Source organism: Kitasatospora sp. NPDC098663, assembly GCF_044760075.1.
Taxonomy (GTDB): Bacteria; Actinomycetota; Actinomycetes; order Streptomycetales; family Streptomycetaceae; genus Kitasatospora.
The window spans coordinates 13,003-32,677 of record NZ_JBIWAP010000014.1; the positions used below are offsets into that span (position 1 = coordinate 13,003).

Annotated in this window: 18 protein-coding genes and 1 riboswitch; of the genes, 9 read left to right on the plus strand and 9 right to left on the minus strand. The window is 74.9% G+C overall.

Translation table 11 applies throughout. The features are described 5' to 3' along the window. Window position 1: 1 nt before the first annotated feature. A complete protein-coding gene (gene thiS / locus ACIQVZ_RS17240; RefSeq protein WP_402450752.1) occupies window positions 2–271 on the minus strand; it encodes a sulfur carrier protein ThiS in 270 nt (89 codons plus the stop codon). Further along, a complete protein-coding gene (gene thiO / locus ACIQVZ_RS17245; RefSeq protein ID WP_402450753.1) occupies window positions 268–1,443 on the minus strand; it encodes a glycine oxidase ThiO in 1,176 nt (391 codons plus the stop codon). Before thiO ends, thiS begins: the two co-directional genes overlap by 4 nt. 3 nt (window positions 1,444–1,446) lie before the next feature. After that, a riboswitch (TPP riboswitch) is annotated at window positions 1,447–1,559 on the minus strand. Window positions 1,560–1,643: 84 nt separating this feature from the next. Here thiO and ACIQVZ_RS17250 point away from each other — a divergent pair. The 3 genes from ACIQVZ_RS17250 to thiE are packed head-to-tail and all read left to right on the plus strand — an operon-like array spanning window position 1,644 to window position 3,910. Further along, window positions 1,644–2,852 carry an NAD(P)/FAD-dependent oxidoreductase gene (locus ACIQVZ_RS17250; RefSeq protein WP_402450756.1) on the plus strand — a complete coding sequence of 403 codons (1,209 nt, stop codon included), beginning with the start codon at window positions 1,644–1,646 and terminating at the stop codon, window positions 2,850–2,852. A 42-nt stretch (window positions 2,853–2,894) separates the two neighbouring features. Next, window positions 2,895–3,260 (plus strand): Rv2175c family DNA-binding protein, encoded by a 366-nt coding sequence (locus ACIQVZ_RS17255; RefSeq protein ID WP_350884398.1) that lies wholly within the window; start codon window positions 2,895–2,897, stop codon window positions 3,258–3,260. After that, window positions 3,260–3,910 (plus strand): thiamine phosphate synthase, encoded by a 651-nt coding sequence (gene thiE / locus ACIQVZ_RS17260; protein ID WP_402450758.1) that lies wholly within the window; start codon window positions 3,260–3,262, stop codon window positions 3,908–3,910. The genes ACIQVZ_RS17255 and thiE overlap by 1 nt, the downstream gene beginning before the upstream one ends. Before the next feature lie 56 nt (window positions 3,911–3,966). Here thiE and ACIQVZ_RS17265 read toward each other — a convergent pair whose 3' ends face one another. Then, window positions 3,967–5,073 (minus strand): polyprenyl synthetase family protein, encoded by a 1,107-nt coding sequence (locus ACIQVZ_RS17265; RefSeq protein ID WP_402450761.1) that lies wholly within the window; start codon window positions 5,071–5,073, stop codon window positions 3,967–3,969. Window positions 5,074–5,305: 232 nt separating this feature from the next. On the opposite strand from ACIQVZ_RS17265, the gene metF reads away from it, so the two are divergent. Continuing rightward, the gene (gene metF / locus ACIQVZ_RS17270) at window positions 5,306–6,226 is read left to right on the plus strand and encodes a methylenetetrahydrofolate reductase [NAD(P)H] (protein WP_402450763.1); all 921 of its coding nucleotides are present in this window, start codon (window positions 5,306–5,308) and stop codon (window positions 6,224–6,226) included. A gap of 206 nt (window positions 6,227–6,432) precedes the next feature. After that, entirely contained in the window at window positions 6,433–7,335 is a 903-nt protein-coding gene (locus ACIQVZ_RS17275) for a hypothetical protein (RefSeq protein ID WP_402450764.1), read from the plus strand. Between the two features lie 18 nt (window positions 7,336–7,353). On the opposite strand, the gene ACIQVZ_RS17280 is transcribed toward ACIQVZ_RS17275, so the two are convergent. Next, window positions 7,354–8,850 (minus strand): phytoene desaturase family protein, encoded by a 1,497-nt coding sequence (locus ACIQVZ_RS17280; RefSeq protein ID WP_402450766.1) that lies wholly within the window; start codon window positions 8,848–8,850, stop codon window positions 7,354–7,356. A 62-nt stretch (window positions 8,851–8,912) separates the two neighbouring features. Further along, a complete protein-coding gene (locus ACIQVZ_RS17285; protein ID WP_350884385.1) occupies window positions 8,913–9,554 on the minus strand; it encodes a DUF4126 domain-containing protein in 642 nt (213 codons plus the stop codon). Window positions 9,555–10,137: 583 nt separating this feature from the next. Here ACIQVZ_RS17285 and ACIQVZ_RS17290 point away from each other — a divergent pair. The 3 genes from ACIQVZ_RS17290 to ACIQVZ_RS17300 all read left to right on the plus strand — a co-directional run bounded on the left by ACIQVZ_RS17290 (window position 10,138) and on the right by ACIQVZ_RS17300 (window position 12,302). Further along, window positions 10,138–10,704 carry an SAV_6107 family HEPN domain-containing protein gene (locus tag ACIQVZ_RS17290; protein WP_402451026.1) on the plus strand — a complete coding sequence of 189 codons (567 nt, stop codon included), beginning with the start codon at window positions 10,138–10,140 and terminating at the stop codon, window positions 10,702–10,704. Between the two features lie 45 nt (window positions 10,705–10,749). Then, window positions 10,750–11,502, plus strand: coding sequence for a methyltransferase domain-containing protein (locus ACIQVZ_RS17295; protein WP_350884381.1), 753 nt, complete (start codon window positions 10,750–10,752; stop codon window positions 11,500–11,502). Between the two features lie 410 nt (window positions 11,503–11,912). Beyond that, entirely contained in the window at window positions 11,913–12,302 is a 390-nt protein-coding gene (locus ACIQVZ_RS17300) for a DUF3040 domain-containing protein (RefSeq protein ID WP_350884379.1), read from the plus strand. A 99-nt stretch (window positions 12,303–12,401) separates the two neighbouring features. Here ACIQVZ_RS17300 and ACIQVZ_RS17305 read toward each other — a convergent pair whose 3' ends face one another. From ACIQVZ_RS17305 to ACIQVZ_RS17320, 4 genes are all read right to left on the minus strand, one after another. Then, the gene (locus tag ACIQVZ_RS17305) at window positions 12,402–14,858 is read right to left on the minus strand and encodes a transglutaminaseTgpA domain-containing protein (RefSeq protein WP_402450770.1); all 2,457 of its coding nucleotides are present in this window, start codon (window positions 14,856–14,858) and stop codon (window positions 12,402–12,404) included. Then, window positions 14,855–16,177 carry a DUF58 domain-containing protein gene (locus ACIQVZ_RS17310; protein WP_350884375.1) on the minus strand — a complete coding sequence of 441 codons (1,323 nt, stop codon included), beginning with the start codon at window positions 16,175–16,177 and terminating at the stop codon, window positions 14,855–14,857. The genes ACIQVZ_RS17305 and ACIQVZ_RS17310 overlap by 4 nt, the downstream gene beginning before the upstream one ends. A gap of 1 nt (window position 16,178) precedes the next feature. Further along, complete coding sequence (locus ACIQVZ_RS17315; protein ID WP_402450773.1) at window positions 16,179–17,225, minus strand: AAA family ATPase; 1,047 nt, start codon at window positions 17,223–17,225, stop codon at window positions 16,179–16,181. A 271-nt stretch (window positions 17,226–17,496) separates the two neighbouring features. Then, a complete protein-coding gene (locus ACIQVZ_RS17320; protein ID WP_350884373.1) occupies window positions 17,497–18,039 on the minus strand; it encodes a carbonic anhydrase in 543 nt (180 codons plus the stop codon). A 574-nt stretch (window positions 18,040–18,613) separates the two neighbouring features. On the opposite strand from ACIQVZ_RS17320, the gene rsmH reads away from it, so the two are divergent. Next, window positions 18,614–19,588 carry a 16S rRNA (cytosine(1402)-N(4))-methyltransferase RsmH gene (gene rsmH / locus ACIQVZ_RS17325; protein WP_363582932.1) on the plus strand — a complete coding sequence of 325 codons (975 nt, stop codon included), beginning with the start codon at window positions 18,614–18,616 and terminating at the stop codon, window positions 19,586–19,588. The last annotated feature ends 87 nt before the right edge of the window (window positions 19,589–19,675 follow it).

The window sequence follows — 19,675 nt, forward strand, 5'->3', positions numbered from 1 at the left end:
GTCAGCCTCCCTGGACGGCGGTGAGGATCTCGATCCGGTCGCCCGCCGACAGTTCCGTGGCAGGCCACGAACTGCGCGGCACGACGGCCTCGTTGAGGGCGGCGGCGACGCCGCTGTGGGCGGCGCTGAGGGTGGCCACCACCTCCGCGAGGGTGGTCGTGGCGGACACCCGGCGGGGCTCGCCGTTGACGGTCAGCCCGATCTCGGCCGGTGCGGGCCGGGTCGGTGCGGCCTGGGCCGGTGCGGTCTGGGGTGGTGCGATCTCGGTCATGCGGAGGCCTTCGCGGTGGAGCGGTCGGGGGAGAACCGGGTGGGTGTGAACGGCTGTGCGAGCTCGGGGAGTTCGCCGGTCGCCAGGTACTCGGCGAGCAGGTCGGCGGTCACCGGGGTGAGCAGCACGCCGTTGCGGTAGTGGCCGGTGGCGGCGACCAGCCCGGGCAGCGCGGTCGGGCCCAGCAGCGGGGCGTTGTCCGGCGAGCCGGGCCGCAGCCCGGCCGAGGTCTCCAGCAGCGGGAGTTCGGTGATGCCCGGCACCAACTCGTGGGCGTCGCGCAGCAGTTCGTACACCCCGCCGGCGGTGACGGTGGTGTCGTAGCCCTGCTCCTCGGTGGTCGCGCCGATCACCAGCTCGCCGTTCTCCCGGGGCACCAGGTACAGGTGCTGTCCGCGCACCACCGCGCGCACGTTGCGGGACAGGAACGGCCGGTACGCCTCGGGGATCCGCAGCCGCAGGATCTGCCCCTTCACCGGGCGGACGGCCGGCAGTACGCCCTCCGGCAGCCCGGGCAGCCGGTGGCTGTGCGGGCCGGCCGCGAGCACCACCTGGTCGGCCCTCGGGGTCTCGCCGGTGCCGAGCCGGGCGCCGACCGCGCGGCCGCCCTCGACCAGCAGCCCGACGGCCTCGGCCCGGTGGAGCACGACCCCGGCGAGCTCGCAGGCGGCCACCAGGGCGGTCAGCAGCCGGCGCGGATCCACCTGGTGGTCGTCCGCGACGTGCAGGCCGCCGCGCACGCCGGGGGCGAGCATCGGCTCCAACCTGCGGGCCTCCCGGCCGGTCAGCCAGGACGAGTCCAGGCCGAGCCGCTGGTGGAAGGCGTGCAGCTCGCGCAGTTCCTCGCGGTCGTCGGAGTCCAGCGCGACGGCGATCGTGCCGCACCGGCGGTACCCGGTGTCCAGGCCGCCGCTCGCCTCGGTGAGCTCGGCGGCGAAGTCCCCGTACCGCTGGTTGGAGGCCATGCCGAGGCGCAGCAGCGGCTCCTCCCCGTACTGCAGCTCGGTGACCGGGGCGAGCATCCCGGCCGCGACCCCGGCCGCCCCGCCGCCGGGGGAGGGGTCGACCACGACGATGTTCCTCAGCCCGCGCTGCGCGGCGCGCCAGGCGACGGCGAGGCCGATGACGCCCCCGCCGATCACCAGCACGTCGGCGTGGGTTTCCTCGGGCAAGCGTGACAAGGCTGCTCTTCTCCCTTCGCCGGAATGACCCGGATCAGGTTCGGACGGTCGCGGGCCGTGCCAGCCCGCCTCTCAGCCCGGTACGCCGGGCTCCCGTGATGGTGCCCCCACCATAACGCCGGGGGCGGGCCCGGCCGAAGGCCCGTACGCGGGGTGGACGGGCCGGTGGCCCCGGCAGGGCGCTGAGTACAGTGACGGGCGTGGCAGAGCTGAACGGAACGGATCGGGTGGTCGTCGTCGGGGCCGGGCTGGCCGGGGCGCAGTGCGCCCTGAAGCTGCGGCAGGGCGGCTGGCGGGGGCGGATCACGCTGGTCGGGGAGGAGCCGCACGCGCCGTACGACCGGCCGCCGCTCTCCAAGGACGTGCTGCTCGGCAAGGCCGACGCCACCACCCTGGACATCGACTTCCCGCACCTGGGCGTCGAACTGCTCACCGGCCGCCGCGCCACCGGCCTCACCCCCGGCGTGCTGCACACCGACGCCGGTGACCTCCGGTACGACGCCCTGGTGATCGCCACCGGCGCCACCCCGCGCGCCCTGCCCGGCGCCGAGCGCGCGCACCTGTTGCACACCCTGGACGACGCGCTGGCGCTGCGCGCCCTGCTGCGGCCCGGCCTGCGGCTGGTGCTGGTCGGCGCGGGCTGGATCGGCGCCGAGGTGTCCACCGCCGCCCGCGCGGCCGGCTGCGAGGTGACGGTGGTCGAGGCGGGCCCGGCGCCCGTCCCCGGCGCGCTGCCGGCCGAGGTCGGTTCGGCGATGGCCGCCTGGTACGCCGAGGCCGGCGTCGACCTGCGCTGCGGGGTCGGCGTGGCCGCCGTCGAGGAGGGCGCGGTGCTGCTGGCGGACGGCTCGCACCTGCCCGCCGACGAGGTCGTGGTCGGCGTCGGCGCCCGGCCCGCGACGGGCTGGCTGGCCGGTTCCGGCGTCGAGCTGGACGGCACCGGCGCCGTCCTGGTCGACGAACGGCTGCGCACCGGCCTGCCCGGCGTCTTCGCGGCCGGGGACTGCGTCAGCTACCCGTCCGCCCGCTCCGGCGCCCGGCTGGCCGTCCAGCACTGGGACCACGCGTTGCAGTCCGGCGAGGCCGTGGCGGCCGCCGTCCTCGGCGCGGACGCGCCGCCGTACGACCCGGTGCCGTACTTCTGGTCGGAGCAGTTCGGGCGGATGGTCCAGTACGCGGGGCGGCACGCCGAGGGCGACGAACTGCTGTGGCGCGGCGGCCCGCAGGACGCCTCCTGGACGGTGCTCTGGCTGCGCGACGGGGTGCCGAGCGCGCTGCTGGCCGTCGACCGGCCGCGCGACCTGACCCAGGGCCGCCGGCTGATCGAGCGCGGTACCGCGCTGGACCGGGCCCGTGCGGCGGACCCCTCGGTGCCGCTGAAGTCGGCGGTCGCGGGGTAGCGGCTGGTGCGCGGGGGGCTGTGGAGGTGGCAGTCTGGTGGCGTGAGTGAGATTGAAAGCAAGATCGAAGCCCTGGTTTCCGAGTGGATGTACCTGCCCGACATCTCGGAGCAGTGGGGGGTGCGTGTCACCGAGGTGCGCGACCTGGTCCGCAGCGGCGGGCTGATCGCCGTCCGGCGGGGCCCCAACAAGTCGCTGCAGGTCCCTGCGGCGTTCATCGACGGCCAGGGGCTGGTCAAGCACCTGTCCGGCACCCTGACCGTGCTGCGCGACTGCGGGTACAACGACGTGGAGATCCTGGAGTGGCTCTTCACCGAGGACCCGTCGCTGCCCGGCAGCCCGATCCAGGCGCTGCAGGAGAACCGCGGCACCGAGGTCAAGCGGCGCGCCCAGGCGATGCTGATCTGATGGCGGCGGACGCACCGCGCCGGCGGCTGGCCGACGCCCGGCTGTACCTGTGCACCGACGCCCGCCGGGAGCAGGGCGACCTCGCCCAGTTCCTGGACGCGGCGCTGGCGGGCGGGGTGGACATCGTCCAGCTCCGCGACAAGGGCCTGGAGGCCAAGCAGGAACTGGAGGCCCTGGAGGTCTTCGCGGACGCCTGCCGCCGCCACGGCAAGCTGCTGGCCGTCAACGACCGCGCCGACGTCGCGCACGCGGTCCGGCCGGACGTGCTGCACCTCGGGCAGGACGACCTGCCGGTGCCGGCCGCCCGGGCGATCCTCGGCGACGAGGTGCTGATCGGCCGGTCCTGCCACGCCGAGTCCGAGGTGGACGCGGCGCTCGCCGAGCCCGGCGTGGACTACTTCTGCACCGGCCCGGTCTGGCCGACCCCGACCAAGCCGGGCCGCCCGGCGCCGGGCCTCGGCCTGGTCTCGTACGCGGCGGAGCAGAGCACCGACCGGCCGTGGTTCGCCATCGGCGGCATCGACCTCGGCAACCTCGACGAGGTGCTGGCCGCGGGCGCCCGCCGGATCGTCGTGGTCCGTGCGATCACGGCCGCCGACGACCCGCAGGCCGCCGCCGCCGAGCTCGCCCGGCGGGTGCGCTCGGCCTGACGGCCCCGGGGGCCGTCACCGTCCGCCGTACCTGCGGATCCCCCTGGGGGCGGATCTCAGTACTTGCGGACGGTGGCGGCCTCGGCCAGGGCCAGCAGCACCGTGCGGGCCTGCTCGTCGGCCAGCGGCGCCGCCTCCAGCGCGGCCAGGCACTGCCGCATCAGCTCGTCGATCCGGCGCTCCACCCGCTCGGGCGCGCCGCTGCGGGCCACCAGGTCGCGCAGCCCGGTGACCTCCTCGGGCGCCAGGTCCGGCGCGCCGAGCCGCTCGTCCAGGTGCCGGGCGTCGGCGGCCGGCAGGCCCCGCATCGCGTGCGCCACCAACAGGGTGCGCTTGCCCTCGCGCAGGTCGTCCCCGGCCGGCTTGCCGGTGACCGCGGGGTCGCCGAAGACACCGAGCAGGTCGTCCCGCAGCTGGAAGGCCTCGCCCAGCGGCAGCCCGAACGCCCCCAGCGCCGCCACCTGCTCCGGGCCGGCCCCGGCCAGCAGCGCGCCGACCTGGAGGGGCCGCTCGATCGTGTACTTCGCCGACTTGTAGTGCAGCACCGTCTGCGCCCGGTCGAGCGCGCCCTCGTCGGCGGAGTCGCCGGCCACCGGCTCCAGGACGTCCAGGTACTGGCCGACCATGACCTCGGTGCGCATCAGGTCGAACACCGGCTTGGCGGCCAGCACGGCGGCGGGCTCCAGGCCCGAGCGCAGGAACAGCTCGTCGCACCAGATCAGCAGCAGGTCGCCGAGCAGCACCGCCGCCGAGGCGCCGTACTGCTCGCGGTCGCCGCGCCAGCCGTTCGCCCGGTGCAGCGCCTCGAAGCGGCGGTGGATCGAGGGCAGGCCGCGGCGGGTGTCGCTGCGGTCCATCAGGTCGTCGTGCACCAGGGCGCTCGCCTGGAGCAGTTCCAGCGCGGCCGCCGCGTTCGCGATGCCCTCGCCGCCGGCCGGGCCGCCGGCGCCGCGCCAGCCCCAGTAGCAGAAGGCCGGGCGCAGCCGCTTGCCGCCGTCCAGCAGGAAGTCGCGCAGGGCGTCGGCGGCGGGCACGAGCTGCGGGGAGATCTTGTCCAACAGGGCGGACTGGCCGTCCATGAACGCGGCGAGGGCGGCGTTGACGCGCGCGCGGACGTCCTCCACGTCTATGGGGTTGGCCGGCCGGTTGCTGGACGAGGTCACGATGAGGCTCCGCTGGTTCGCTGGGGTGCAGCAAGCGTAGCGGGGTGGCCGGGAACGGATGTGCGAGCGGGCGTGTGCGCGGGCGTGTGCGCGGGCGTGCGGGCACACCGGGCGCGGACCCCGAACGCCGGTCGGAATTCGGCGGACCTCCGGACGGAGTATCGTCCACCGCTTGTCTCAATCCGTGGTACCGAGTTGTCCGGCCCCTTCGAACGCCCGATAACCTGCCAGCATGGCACTCGGCATCGCTTCCACCAGACCGGACCGCGCACTGACGGTCCGCGAACTCCTGGCAGCCGGAAAGCGGTCCTTCTCCTTCGAGTTCATGCCCCCGCGCACCGAGGTCGGCGAGCAGCGACTCTGGGACGCCATCCGCCGGCTCGAACCGCTGGACCCCAACTTCGTCTGCATGACGTACGGCGCCGGCGGCTCCTCGCGCGAGCGCACCGTCAACATGGTCGGCCGGATCGCCACCGAGACCACGCTGACCCCGGTCGCCCACCTGACCGCCGTCGACCACTCGATCGCCGAACTGCGCAACATCATCGGCCAGTACGCCGACCAGGGCGTGCGCAACGTCCTCGCGGTCCGGGGGGACCCGCCCGGCGACCCGATGGGCGAATGGGTCAAGCACCCCGACGGCGTCACGTACGCGTACGAGCTGGTCGAGCTGATCAAGGGCATCGGCGACTTCTGCGTCGGCGTCGCCGCCTCGCCGAACATGCACCCGCGCTCCACCGGTTGGGACGAGGACATCCGGCACTTCGTCGGCAAGGTCCGGGCGGGCGCCGACTACGCGATCACCCAGATGTTCTTCGAGGTCGACGACTACCTGCGGCTGCGCGACCGGGTCACCGCCGCCGGCTGCGAGACGCCGATCATCCCGGAGATCATGCCGGTCACCAACGCCAAGCAGCTGGAGCGCTTCCCCCAGCTGAGCGGCTCCGCCTTCCCCGCCGACCTGGAGGCCCGGCTGCGGGCCGCCGTCGACGACCCGGCGGCGCTGCGCGCGATCGGCATGGAACACGCCACCTCGATGGCCGAACGCCTCCTCGCCGAGGGCGCGCCCGGCCTGCACTTCATCACGCTCAACCACTCCACGGCGACGCTGGAGATCTACCAGAACCTCGGCCTGCACCAGCGCCACGCGTAGGCCCCGTCGGGGCCCCGCTCCGGGCCGATCGGGGCCCGCGGGCCCGGCCGTTCACCAGCCCGTCACCGCCCCGACGGTGACGGGCTCGGTCGTGTGCGCCCCGGCCGCGACCGGCGGGAACGCGATGCGGTACCCCGGCCGTTGAACCGGTACAGTCGCCGCACACGCGCGGCGAGCGCGGGCACGCGACTGGAGGTAGCGGGCGGATGGGCATCGGATACCTGCTGCTGTACGTCGCGTTGGCGGTGGTGGCGCTCTGGCTGGTCGCCGAGGTCCTGCTGCAGAACCGGGCCCCGCTGCACTGGCGGGCCCTCGCGCTGGTCGGCTTCCTCGCAGTGGCCGCCGGCATGGTGCTCGGCTCCGTCCCGGTGATCGGCGCCGGCGCCGCCCTCTTCGCGGCCGGCCAGACCTTCGTCACCCTCTCCGTCAAGCGCGGCTACCGGGCCGGCTGGTCGCTGCGCAAGGCCGACGGCTCGCTGCCCGGCCCGCTCGCCAAGGTGCCCCTGCTCGGCGCCCTCACCGGCGGCGCGGCCGCCGTGGCCGCGGTCGAGGCCACCGAGAAGCGGATCGGCGAGGTCAGCGCCGTCGAGGAGGCCCCGGTCGCGGCCCCCGCCCCGGTGGCCGAGGACGTTCCCGAGGTCGAGCAGACGGCCGCCTTCGAGATGCAGGAACTCGCCCAGGACGGCGTCTACGCGCCCGCCTACTACGAGCAGCAGCAGGCGCAGGCGCCGCACGACCCCTACGCCGAGGCCTACCAGTCCGGCTACGACAACGCCGCCCAGCCGCAGCCGGCCTACGAGCAGCAGCAGTGGCAGAGCCAGCAGCAGCCCGCCTTCGCCTACGACCAGGGCTACGGGGCCTACCCCCAGCAGACCGACCCGTACAACGGCTACCCGCAGCAGGACCAGTACCAGTCCTACCCGCAGCAGCAGCCCGGCTGGGAGCAGCACCCCCAGCAGCAGTGGCAGACGCCGCAGCAGCACCCCGAGCAGCACCTGGAGCAGCACCCCGGCCAGCAGCCGGGCCAGCACCCCCAGGGCATCCCGCAGCAGCAGTCCTACGACCACACCTACGGCTACCAGCAGCAGAACACCTGGCCCCAGGGCTGAGTTCCGGCGCCAGGGCCGCTACGCCGGGCCGATCAGGTTGGCGGCGACGCAGGCGGACATGCCGGCCCGGGCCAGCCCGCCGCCGGGGTGGGCCGCCCCGCCGATCAGGTAGAGGCCGGGGACGGGCGACTCGTTGGCGGGCTGGAGCCATCCGCCGCCGTCTCCGGCGAGCGCGGGGCGGGGGATCGACCCGCCGAGGGCGCCGGTCTCCCGGCGGGTGTCGTCCGGGGTCCGCACGACCCGCCACAGCACCCGTTCGCGCAGGCCCAGGCCGGCGGCGTCGGCGTGCGCCAGCAGCTGGTCCGCGTAGCGCTCGGCGATCCCGGGCGCCGTCCAGTCGACGTCGCCCTGGGCGGGGACGGTCGCGGTCAGCACCACGCTCTCGTGCGCGTCGTCGGGGCGCAGCGAGGGATCGTCCGGGCGCAGCACCTGGAGGGTGGGGCGCTCGCAGGGCGGGGCCGAGCGGGTCAGGGCGTTCTGCTCGGCCGCCGGGTCGGCGGCGTGCACCACCGTCCGGTGCGGGGTGCCGGCCGGCCGGGCGCCGCGCAGCGCGAGCAGCACGCTGAACCGGCCGGGCACCCCGGACGGCTCCCCGTGGCCGGGTCCGAGCCCCGGCCACCGGGCGAGGCCGTCACGGAACAGCGTCCTGGTGTCCATCGAGGAGACCACCAGGTCCGCCTCGATCCGGCCGTCCGGGGTGACGACGCCGCGGGCCCGGCCGTCCTCGACCAGCACCTCGGTGACCGGGGTGTCGAAGCGGAACTCCACCTTGCGCAGCTCGCAGCGCCGGTGCACCGCGTCCGCCAAGGCCCGCAGGCCGCCCCGGACGTACCAGACGCCGAAGGACTGCTCCATGTACGGCAGCACGGTGGCCCCGGCGGGGGCGGACCCGGGGGGCAGGCCGAAGCGCAGGGCGTGCTCCGCCAGCAGGGCGGTGAGGCCGGGGTGGCCGCCGAGTTCGCGGGCGGCGACGTCGGCGAGGGTCCACGGGCGGGGCCGGCCGAGCCGGGCGAGCAGGCCGCGCCGGGGCGGGACGGGGTAGGGGTCGGTGTGCAGCGGCGACCGGTCGGCCGGGAGCGGCTCCTCCAGGAGCGGGCGGCGGGTGGCCTCCCAGACCGTCCGGCCGTGGTTCATGACGGCGCTCCAGCGGGCGCCCGAGCCGGCGCCGAAGGCGGCGTCCAGGGACTGGCTGACGCCGCCGCGGGAGGCGTTGGGCAGGCTGACGGCGGTGCCGTCCGGGAACAGGTGCCGGCTCTCCGGGTCCACCGGGGCGAGGTCGACGAGCTGTTCCAGCGGCTCCTTGCCGGTCTTCAGCGCGAGGTCGCGGTAGACGGCCGGGAGGGTCAGCAGGCCGGGGCCGGTGTCGAAGGCGAAGCCCTCGCGCTCGTACCGGCCGACCATGCCCCCGTACGTGCCGCCGGCCTCGCAGACCGTCACCCGGTGTCCGAGGGTGGCCAGCCTGGAGGCCGCCGCGAGCCCGCTCATTCCTGCGCCGATGATGACGATCCGTGCCATGGCACCTGATCCTAGGCCGTGACCTGGGCCGTGACCTGGGCCGGGCCCGGCGGGCGTCCTCCTCAGGGCCTCGGGACGTACGGCCGGTCCGCCTCCTGCTCGCGGGCGGCGGACCGGGCGTCGCGGGCGGCGCGGCGTTCGCGGCGGCGGGCCCGGAAGGCGCGGATCCGGTTGACCGCGAACCAGACCAGCAGCAGGCCGACGGCGAGCAGGACGGCGGCGATCGAGGCGGCCAGCCAGGGGTGGAAGATCGCCAGGGAGACCAGCCCGGCCACCGACAGGTCCTCCGCCATGCTGACCGCGATGTTGCTGACCGGTTCGGGCGAGGTGTTGACCGCCATCCGCAGCGAGGCCTTGACCAGGTGGCTGACCAGCGCCGTGGTGCCGCCCATCGCGCCCGCCGCGACCTCGCCGAGCGAGCCCGGGTCGGTGCTCGCGATCAGCGCGCCGACGGTGGCGCCGGCGATCGGCCGGATCACGGTGTGCACGGAGTCCCAGAGGCTGTCGACGAACGGGATCTTGTCGGCCACCGCCTCCAGCAGGAACAGTACGGCGGCCGCGACCAGCACGTCGGTGCGCTCCAGGGCGGGCGGCACCGAGTCCGCGCCGCCGAAGCGGCCCAGCAGTCCGAGCAGCAGCACCACCGCGTAGGCGTTGATGCCGCTGGCGAGTCCGCTGGTGAAGATCAGCGGCACGATCGTCATGGCTTCCCCCTCCTCATCGCTTTCCCCCTCCTTCTCGTGGCCGTGGCCGGTCCGCCCGGCCACGGCCGTACCGTACCCGGACGTGCCGGGTCGGCCCGCCGGTTCCGGCCACGCCCGGGTCCGGGGCCGACGGATCTGAGTACGCGTACTCAGATCCGGGGTTGAGTACGTCAGCGGATGGCCCGCCGACCTGCCGGGACGGGAGAGTGGTGGCACCGGGACGGCGGCGCGTCGGGCGCCCCGCCCCGGGTGGCGGATCCGTCCGCCCAGCCGGCAGATGAGGGGTCGGCGGGGCGGCGGCGGAGGTCCGCCGCGGGAGCCGGTCAACGGGCCTCGCACCGCCGACACGGGGCGGCGGAGCGGGCCGGGGGGAGACCGGCCACCGGAAGGGAGAGCTGGCCACCGCCGCCTGTGGGGAACGGCGGAGCGGCGGCGTACGGCGGCGGCACAGGACCTGGGGGGACAGGCCGGTGCCCGCCGCCGCTCACCCGTTCCGGGCCGCGTTGTCAGTGGTCCCGTTCACGATGGAGGGGCACGGACCGCCCGGTCCGCGCGCTGCCTCGGAACGGGGGAGACCATGACCATCAGCCGTCCTGAGCCCGTCACCGCCCGCCTCCACTGCGCCGCCCCGCCGTCCTCCCCGGGCGGGCGCCCGGGTGGCGGGGACGTCCACCCCGTGCTGCGCCGGACGGCCGCGCCGCCGGCCGCCCTCGACCTGCTCGCCGACGCCCACCGCACGCTCGCCCGGGCCCGCGTCCTGGAGGACCCGCTGGAGCGGTACGCCACCGCCCACCTGGCCGCGCTGCGCACGGTGGCGGCCGTGCTCGCGGTGCGCGGGCGGCCGGAGAAGAGCCCGCGCCGGCGCAAGGCCATCCGCAGCGCCTGGGAGGTGCTGCCCGAGATGGCCCCCGAGCTGGCCGAGTGGGCGCTCTACTACGCCGCCGGCGCCCGCCGCCGGGCGGCCGCCGAGGCCGGGATCAGGGGCGCCGCCTCGGCCCGTGACGCCGACGACCTGGTCCGCAACTCCGCCCTGTTCCTGCGCCTGGTCGAGCGCCTGCTCGGCCTGCGCCCGACCCCGCCGGCCCCGCGGCTGCCGCTGGACGGCGACGACCCGCCGGGGGTGACGGGCCCCGCCACCCGCCCGGTCTAAGGTGGAGGCATCCTGATCGATCTGCATGTGCCGAGGAGCCCCGCCTTGTACCCGACGCGTCCCCGCAGTGCCCTGCGTACCGCCGTGGTGTGGGAGGTGGTGCGGGCCGCCCTGGAGAAGCGGGCGGCCGAGCTGGACCAGCCGGTCCTCGACGTGGTCGACACCGGCGGCGGCACCGGCAACTTCGCCGTACCGGTGGCCAAGCTCGGCCACCGGGTCACCGTGGTCGACCCCAGCCCGGACGCGCTGTTCGCGCTGGAGCGCCGGGCCGCCGAGGCCGGGGTGACGGACCTGGTCCGGGCCGTCCAGGGCGACACCCAGACGCTGCCCGAGCTGGTCGCCCCCGGCACGGTGGACGCGGTGCTCTGCCACGGCGTGCTGGAGGTCGTGGACGACCCGGCGGAGGCGCTCGGCAGTCTGGCCGGCACCCTGCGCCGGGGCGGCCTGGTCAGCCTGCTGGCCGCCAACCGCAACGGTGCCGTGCTGGCCCGGGCGCTGGCCGGCCACTTCACCGAGGCCCGTACGGTGCTGTCCGCGACCGACGGCCGCTGGGGCGAGCAGGACCCGATGCCGCGCCGCTTCACCGGCGAGGAGCTGGGCCGGCTGGCCGAGGGCGCGGGTCTGCGGGTGGAGTCGGTGCACGGCGTCCGGGTCTTCGCCGACCTCGTCCCCGGGGTGCTGGTGGACGCCGAGCCGGGCGCGATGGAGGCGCTGCTGAAGCTGGAGGAGGCCGCCGCCGAGCAGCCCGCGTTCCACGCCGTGGCGACCCAGCTGCACCTGCTGGCCACCCTGGCCTGAGCGAGCGAGGGACCGTCCGCCGCCGTAGGGTTCGCCCACCGTGCGGCGGCGGTTCGCCTTCCGGACGCCCCCCGGCCTCGTCCGGGTGGTCCCGAACCTGCCCAGGTCCGGACCGATTCCACCCGTTCGGGCACTTGTCCGCGTCTCGTGGCGTTGAGCCGGGTGCGGCCGTGCCCGGTCGAAGTGGCCCGTCCCACGCGGCGCAGACCACTCCGTAACGGGGCCACGGACCGTATGATCTGGGTAAAGCCGGAAAGCATGACAGCCGGATGCGTGGGGCATATGGACGACACGGGCCGGGTCCCCCCGCACAGGCGTCCGACCGTGTGCCCCGAAGGCTGATTGGACTTTGCCTCCCCGACCGGGGTGGCGGACCGGTCGCACCCGCGACCGACGAGTAGGAGGACTCCGTGCCGCTCTCGGAGCACGAGCAGCGACTGCTCGACCAGATGGAGCGAGCGCTGTATGCCGAAGATCCCAAATTCGCGACGGCGCTTGAGGGAACCGGGCTGCGCACCTACACCCGTCGGCGGGTGTACCTGGCCGTTGCCGGCTTCGTGGTGGGCATCGGCCTGCTGATGGGCGGCATGGTCGTCCCCGACCAGATCTGGGTCAGCGTCGTGGGCTTCCTGGTGATGCTCGGGTGCGCGGTGTTCGCCGTGACCGGTTGGCGCCGCGGCCCCGCCGGCCAGGGCTCCGGCCCCCGGCCGGCCGCCGCGCCCCGCCGCAAGGCCGGGATGATGGACCGGGTGGAACAGCGCTGGCAGCGTCGTCGGGACGAGCAGGCCGGCGGTTTCTGAGCCGCGTACACGCTGGACGAACGCCGGGGCGGGCAGTCGATCGACTGCCCGCCCCGGCGTTCTCGTATCCGCTCGACGGCCCGTTCGCCCGGGCCCCGCTCAGGACTCCCTGGAGGCCTGCTCGGACTCCGGCTCGCGCTTGCGCCGGGAGACCACCCGCCGCACCGGGCCGGTGACCGCGGCGGACACCCGGCCGGCCCTGGTGCCGACGGCCTCCCGGGCCGCCCGCAGGGCGTCGGAGATCCGCCACCACAGCTGGGCCGAGGACGGCGGCAGCAGCACCGCCCTGGTCCGCCCGGCCCGGCTGGCGGTGGCCCGCAGGCCCTGCCGGGCGGTCCGGACGTCGGCCGACAGCGGGGCGGTGGTGACCTGGCCGGCCGGGGCGTAGAGCACCCGTTCGGTGGCCAGTGCCAGCCGCCCGGCGGCGGCCGCCGAGTCCGCGTCCAGCTCGGCCTTCTCGGTGATCCGCCGGGCGGCCGAGCGCGGGGTGCGTGACTCGTCCGGGGGAATTCCGAGGTCCCAGGCGGAGTCGATCAGCTCGTCCCAGGCGGCCAGCACCTGGGCGTCGGTGAGCCCGGCCGTCGGGCCGCCGCCCGGCCCGCGCCGACCGCCGGAGCCGAGCCGGCGCCGGCGCAGCGCCGACCGCCAGAGCATCGGCACCAGCAGCAGCGCGATCACCAGCACCACCACGGCGGCGCTGCCCAGGACCTGCCCGGACAGCAGCCAGGAGTCCTCGGCGGCACTGCTGACGGCCTTGTTCCTGCCGCCGCACTCACCCAGCTGGCGCTGCTTCGCGTCGCAGTCCTTGCTGTCGGTCGGCGCCGCGACCGGCGCCGAACTCTGCACGGAGGCGGTCGGCTGCTGGGTCGGCGCGGTGGTCGGGGTGGTGGACTGCTCGGTGTAGCGGGGCTGGTTGCCGCGGCTCGGGGTGGGCTCGAAGCGCAGCCAGCCGTAGCCCGAGAAGTACAGCTCGGGCCAGGCGTGGTACATCCGGCCGGTCACCGAGTAGACGTTGCCGCCCTTGGCGTCGCCGGGGGTGAAGCCGACGGCCACCCGGGACGGGATCTTCAGGGTGCGGGCCATCGCCGCCATGGTGGAGGCGAAGTGGACGCAGAAGCCCTTGCGGTCGCGCAGGAAGACCGCGATCGCGTTGCTGCCGGTGCCGCCGTTGACCGCGGTGTCGTACTGGAACTGCGGGCCGGTGAACCAGTTCACCAGCGCCATCGCCCGGTCGTAGTCGTTCGTCGCCTTGGCGGTGACCTCGCGGGCCTGCTGCGCGACGACCGGCGGGAGGTCCTGGGGGAGGCTGGTGTAGTGGTCCCGGATGTCCTGCGGCGCGGTCGACGCGGTGCGCAGCTCGTTCGCGGTGGGCCGCAGGTCCAGGGCGCTGACGTGGTAGCGCAGGCCGCGGATCGCCCGGTCGTTGGTCGGCAGGACGGTGCGGGTGAGCGGGTCGAGCTTCCAGTCGGACCGGTTGGGGACCTGGACGGAGGCGGCCGGGTAGGGCATCGGCAGCCAGCTCTTCTCCAGCCGGTCGCTGATCTGGAAGTCGCCCTCGATCCGGGGGAGGTTGGCGTCCCGCAGGCCCTCGGGGGCGGGGAAGGAGGACGGGAGGTCGTTGACCGCGGTGCTGCCGAGCCGCCAGTTGGTGCCGTCGAACTGGTCCAGCGCCCCGGTGCGCAGGTAGACCTGGTCGGCGATCTCGCTGTCCAGGGTGTAGCTGAGCAGCTCGTTGTTGGTGGGCTTGGTGACCGCCGACTCCAGGCTGACCAGCGGGTCGAGGCTGGTGGCCGACCCGATGGAGCTCTTGCCCGAGGACCCGCCCGAGTTGGGGCTCAGCAGGCCGGATTCCCACTGCGGCAGGACGACCGGCAGCAGCAGCGCCGCGACCAGCGCGAGGACGCCGACCTGCCGGCCGCCCGGGCTGACCCGGCCGGAGCTCGTCCCGTCGCGCGAGCCGCCGTGGAAGACCCGGCCCCAGCGGGAGACCCGGTCCTGCCCCTCGGCGAACAGCAGCACCAGGTAGCCGGCCGACGCCAGGGCGAACCAGAGCCAGCTGCCGTGGTCCCCGGAGAGCCCGTTGCCGACCGAGTACAGCGCCAGCAGCGGCAGCCCGGCCAGCGCCGAGCGCCGGTACGTCACCGCGACGGTGTCCACCACGACGGCGACCAGGCCGACCGAGGCGACCAGGATCAGCCGCAGGCCGGGGTTGGGCGGCGCCGGGATGGCGTACACCTGGACGTCGTCCAGGCCGGAGCTGATGACGTGGTCGAGGGCGCGCAGCGAGGACGGCCCGGGCAGCACGCCGCCCAGCAGCGAGCCGGAGCCGGCGAAGCCGATCAGGATCAGCAGGAACAGCACCAGCAGCTGGCCGACCGGCACCGTCCAGCGGTACAGCGGGGCCCGCCGCAGGCCCGCGCCGACCGCCGCGATCACCGCGATCACCAGGAAGGCGTGGGTGACCCAGCTCCTGGTGGTGAGCAGCGGGGTCAGGCAGAGCGACGCGAGGGCGGTGGCCAGCGCCGAGTAGACGGTCAGTTTGGCCCGGGTGGTCACGCGCCGGTCTCTTCTCGGTAGGGGGAGGTCGTCTTGGCGCCGTCGGCGGCCTGCCAGAGGTCCGGGACGGAGTCCCCGGAGCTGACCGGCAGGACGGTCCAGCCGGCCTCGCGCAGCTGCCGGACCCGGTTGCGGAACTCGTCGCCGCCGGTGTTGGGGGCGAGCATCCGCAGGCCCGCCCAGGTGCCGGTGTCGAGGAGGAACGCGACGGCCCCGCCGGTGCGGCCCCGCAGCCGGGCCAGCCGGGCGGTCTGCGCCTCGTCGAGTTCGCCGAGCACGGCGACCAGCAGCCCCTCGCCGCCGGCGCGCAGCGGCTCCTCGGCGCGGGACAGGCCTGCGCCGTCGGACAGGTCGGCCACCGCGAGCGCGTCCAGGATCAGCCCGGAGGCGTCGGCCGCGGTGTTGCCGCCGCCGGCGCCGGGGCCGGGCACCCACTGGCCGGTGTCGGTGAGCAGTTGGGTCTGGTAGCCGCGCTCCAGCAGGTGCACGGCGACCGAGGCGGCGCAGCTCACGGCCCACTCGAAGGAGGAGGCGGGGCCGCTGCCCCGGTGGCCGATCTCCCGGGTGTCCAGCAGGACGGTCGCGCGGGCCCGCTGCGGCTGCTCCTCGCGGCGCACCATCAGTTCGCCGTACCGGGCGGTGGACTTCCAGTGCACCCGGCGCAGGTCGTCGCCGGGCCGGTACTCGCGCAGGATCACGTCGTCGTCGCCGGCCAGCGCCAGGGTGCGGGCACGGCTCTCGCCCTGGCCGCCCCACTCACCGCTCAGCCGCACGTGCGGCAGGGCCTGGACCTGGGGGACGACGGTGAGGACGTCGGAGGCGGAGAAGGAACGGTTCACCTCGCACATCCCGAACGGGTCGGACAGCCGCAGCTGGAGCGGCCCGAGCGGGTAGCGGCCGCGCAGGTCGGAGCGGACCCGGTAGGAGACCTCGCGGTGGCCGCGCGGCTCGACCCGGTCCAGCACGAAGCGCGGGCGCGGCCCGAGCACGTACGGGACCTTGTCCTCCAGGAGCAGCAGCCCGGTGGGCACCCGGGAGACGTTGTCGACCCGCAGGTGGACCCGGGCCTCCTGGCCGGCCACCGCGCGACGCGGACTCAGCCGGCGGCCGCTGGCCACCCGGTAGCGGGTGTTGGCGACCACCAGCGCGGCGGCCAGCGGCAGCGCGGCGAGCAGCACGCCGACGCGCAGCAGCGCGTCCTGGTCGAGCAGGTAGGCGCAGCCGACCGCGGTGACACCGGCGGCGAGGAAGGAGCGCCCCCGGGTGGTGAGGCCGCGCAGCCCGGCCCGCAGTCCTGACGTCGGGTCGGACGGGGCCACCTCAGCCCCTCCGGCCGGCCGGGCCGCCCTGCGGGCGCGGCAGCGGCAGCCGGGCGACCAGGTCGGTCACGATCTGCTCGGCGGTGCGGCGGCTGAGCTGGGTCTCGGCGGTCGGCATCAGGCGGTGCGCGAGGACGGGCACGGCCAGGCGCTGGATGTCGTCCGGGGTGACGTAGTCGCGCCCGTCGAGCGCGGCGGCGGCGCGGGCGGCCCGGACCAGGTGCAGGGTGGCGCGCGGCGAGGCGCCCAGCCGCAGCTCGTGGCTGGTGCGGGTGGCGCCGACCAGGTCGACGGCGTAGCGGCGGACCGGGTCGGCGATGTGCACGCTGCGCACCAGGTCGACCAGCTTGAGGATGTCGGCGGCGTGCGCGACCGGCTGGAGGTCCTCCAGCGGGCTGGCGCCGGAGTGCACGTCGAGCATCGCGAACTCGGCCTCGGGGCTGGGGTAGCCGATCGAGATCCGGGCCATGAAGCGGTCCCGCTGGGCCTCCGGCAGGGGGTAGGTGCCCTCCATCTCGACCGGGTTCTGGGTGGCCACGACCATGAACGGCGAGGGCAGCTCGTAACTGGTGCCGTCGATGGTGACCTGGCGCTCCTCCATCGACTCCAGCAGCGCGGACTGGGTCTTGGGCGAGGCGCGGTTGATCTCGTCGCCGACCACGATCTGCGCGAAGATCGCGCCCGGGCGGAACTCGAAGTCGCGCTGGTGCTGGTCGTAGATGTTGGTGCCGGTGACGTCCGAGGGCAGCAGGTCGGGCGTGAACTGGATGCGGCGGACGGTGCAGTCGACCGAGCGGGCGAGCGCCTTGGCCAGCATGGTCTTGCCGACGCCGGGCACGTCCTCCAGCAGCAGGTGGCCCTCGGCGAGCAGGACGGTCAGGGCGATCCGGACGGCCTCCGGCTTGCCCTCGATCACGCTCTCGATGTTGGCGCGGATCCGGTCCACGACCGCGGCGAGCTCGGGAAGTCCGGCCCGGTGGTACCCGTCCGTCCCCTGGCCGCCCCCCGCAGGACCGCCGAGACCGCCCTGATCGCTGTAGCTCGTCACCCGTATACGCTCCCTGGCACCCTGTGCCCGCCTCACCCCGAGGCCGGACCCCACCCCATGCTTGACGCGGCCTTCCCGGGGGCGGTTCCGTCGGGGATCCGGCGCCGGGACAGCGGCCTGCGGCCTGGCCGCCCCAGGTGGTTCGGGGTCTGACCGGCAGGCGCATTCTCCCCTGACCGGTGACCAGAAGTCACCCTCGGGACGGCCCCGGATGCCCGGACGCCGTTGGCCGGGCGGTGCGCGCTGCGGGGGCGGCGGTGCGGTACGGGGTTCAGTCGATTTCGCGCAGGAGCCCGGTGTGGACGTCGAAGACGAAGCCGCGGACGTCGTCGGTGTGCAGCAGGAAGGGCGAGGTGCGGACCCGCTGCATGGACTGGCGGACGTCGCCGTCGAGGTCGACGAAGGCCTCCACCGCCCACTGCGGGCGCTGGCCGACCTCCAGCTCCAGCTCGCGGCGGAAGTCCTCGGTCAGCCCGAGCAGGCCGCAGCCGGTGTGGTGGATCAGCGCGACCGAGCGGGTGCCGAGGGCGCGCTGACTGATGGTGAGGGAGCGGATGGTGTCGTCGGTGACGACGCCGCCCGCGTTGCGGATGACGTGGGCGTCGCCCAGTTCGAGGCCGAGCGCCGCGAACAGGTCGAGGCGGGCGTCCATGCACGCCACCACGGCGATCTTCTGGACCGGGCGGGCGTCCATGCCGCCGTCCCGGAAGGTCACGGCGTACTCGCGGTTGTCCGTGACGAAGCGGTCGATGATGGCGGGTCGCGGGGAGTCGGCAGCGTCGGTCGGCGTCGGCCGGTCGGGGGTCACTGTCATGGTGGCGACGTTAGTGCGATTCGGGCGTCCGCGGTGGGGAGGAGAGCTACAGATCGGGCCGCTGTGATCGAGCGCATAACCACAACGGGAGGACCGTGGGAGGACCGTTCCACACGTTCGGGAGGGTTTGTCCGGGCTGATCCCGGAGCGCCCGCGGGTGGGGTGCGCGGGTGGGGCGCGCGGCCGCTCCCGCGGGCCCCCGGCCGGCACCTCCGCGGGGCCACTCCCATGGCTGCGACCTGCGGTGATCCGTACCGCCGCCCGGGTGGTGCGCCGGAGCGGACCATTGACTGGCGGGGCCCGCGCGATAGAGTTTGCGGCGCAGTGGAGCACACCCGCCGGATCCCGTCAACCGGGCTTTTCCGGCCCGGGTGGCCCGGTTGATGCGGCCCGTGGCCTCCACCCGCTCCGTGCCCACCTGGCGCACCTTCCCCGGCGCCGGGCGGTCACGATCTTCCCCCTGGAGCGGGCGGGGACCACGGGCCGCGTCGTCGCGTCGTGCAGTGGTGGGCGAGAATGGTCGCAGCTCCCGGTCGTCGGGCTGCTCCGCACCTGAGGAAGGGCGCCACCGCGCATGACCACCAACGATCCGGGCCCCAAGCACGTTCCGGTCATGCTGCAGCGGTGCATGGACGCCCTGGCTCCGGCGATCTCGCGCCCCGGGGCGGTGGTGGTGGACGCCACCCTCGGCCTCGGCGGGCACAGCGAGGCGCTGCTGACCCAGTTCCCCGAGGTGCGGCTGGTCGCGGTGGACCGCGACCCGCAGGCGCTGAAGCTCTCCGGCGAGCGGCTGGCGCCCTTCGGCGACCGGGCCACCCTGGTGCACGCCGTCTACGACGAGATCCCCGAGGTGCTGGAGCGCCTGGACATCGACCGGGTGGACGGCGTCCTGTTCGACCTCGGCGTCTCCTCGATGCAGCTGGACGAGGCCGATCGCGGTTTCGCGTACGCGCAGGACGCGCCGCTGGACATGCGGATGGACCAGACCCGGGGGATCAGCGCGGCGGAGGTGCTGAACACCTACAGCCACGGTGCCCTGGCCCGGATCCTCAAGGTCTACGGCGAGGAGCGGTTCGCCGGGAAGATCGCCTCGGTGATCCTCCGGGAGCGGGAGAAGGAACCGTTCACCAACAGCGCGCGTCTGGTCGAGTTGGTGCGGAACGCCATTCCGGCGGCGACCCGCCGGACCGGCGGGAACCCGGCCAAGCGGACGTTCCAGGCGCTGCGGATCGAGGTCAACGGCGAGCTGGAGGTCCTGGACCGGGCGATTCCCGGTGCGCTGGAGGCCCTGGCGATCGGCGGTCGGATGGTCGTGATGTCCTACCAGTCGCTGGAAGACCGGCTGGTGAAGCAGTACTTCGCCGCCGGGTCGACCAACACCGCGCCGCCGGGGCTGCCGTTCATCCCGGAGGAGCACCAGCCCTGGCTCAAGCTGATCACCCGTGGTGCCGAGCTGGCCACGGAGGAGGAGATCGAGGAGAACCGGCGCGCCGCGCCCGTACGGCTGCGGGTGGCGGAGAGGATCAGGGACCGTAGCAAGCGGGGCTGAAACGTTGGCCCCGGCGGGGTCCGAAGGGCGGAGGAGAGCAGTGGGGCCGGTGGCCGGTGAGGTCCGGGCGGGGCGGGGATCGTTCCC

Coding starts and splice junctions, on each gene's coding strand:
- thiS (WP_402450752.1), bottom strand. CDS start 271: ATGACCGAGATCGCACCACCCCAGACCGCACCGGCCCAGGCCGCACCG.
- thiE (WP_402450758.1), top strand. CDS start 3,260: ATGGCGGCGGACGCACCGCGCCGGCGGCTGGCCGACGCCCGGCTGTAC.
- metF (WP_402450763.1), top strand. CDS start 5,306: ATGGCACTCGGCATCGCTTCCACCAGACCGGACCGCGCACTGACGGTC.
- ACIQVZ_RS17275 (WP_402450764.1), top strand. CDS start 6,433: ATGGGCATCGGATACCTGCTGCTGTACGTCGCGTTGGCGGTGGTGGCG.
- ACIQVZ_RS17280 (WP_402450766.1), bottom strand. CDS start 8,850: ATGGCACGGATCGTCATCATCGGCGCAGGAATGAGCGGGCTCGCGGCG.
- ACIQVZ_RS17285 (WP_350884385.1), bottom strand. CDS start 9,554: ATGACGATCGTGCCGCTGATCTTCACCAGCGGACTCGCCAGCGGCATC.
- ACIQVZ_RS17320 (WP_350884373.1), bottom strand. CDS start 18,039: ATGACAGTGACCCCCGACCGGCCGACGCCGACCGACGCTGCCGACTCC.
- rsmH (WP_363582932.1), top strand. CDS start 18,614: ATGACCACCAACGATCCGGGCCCCAAGCACGTTCCGGTCATGCTGCAG.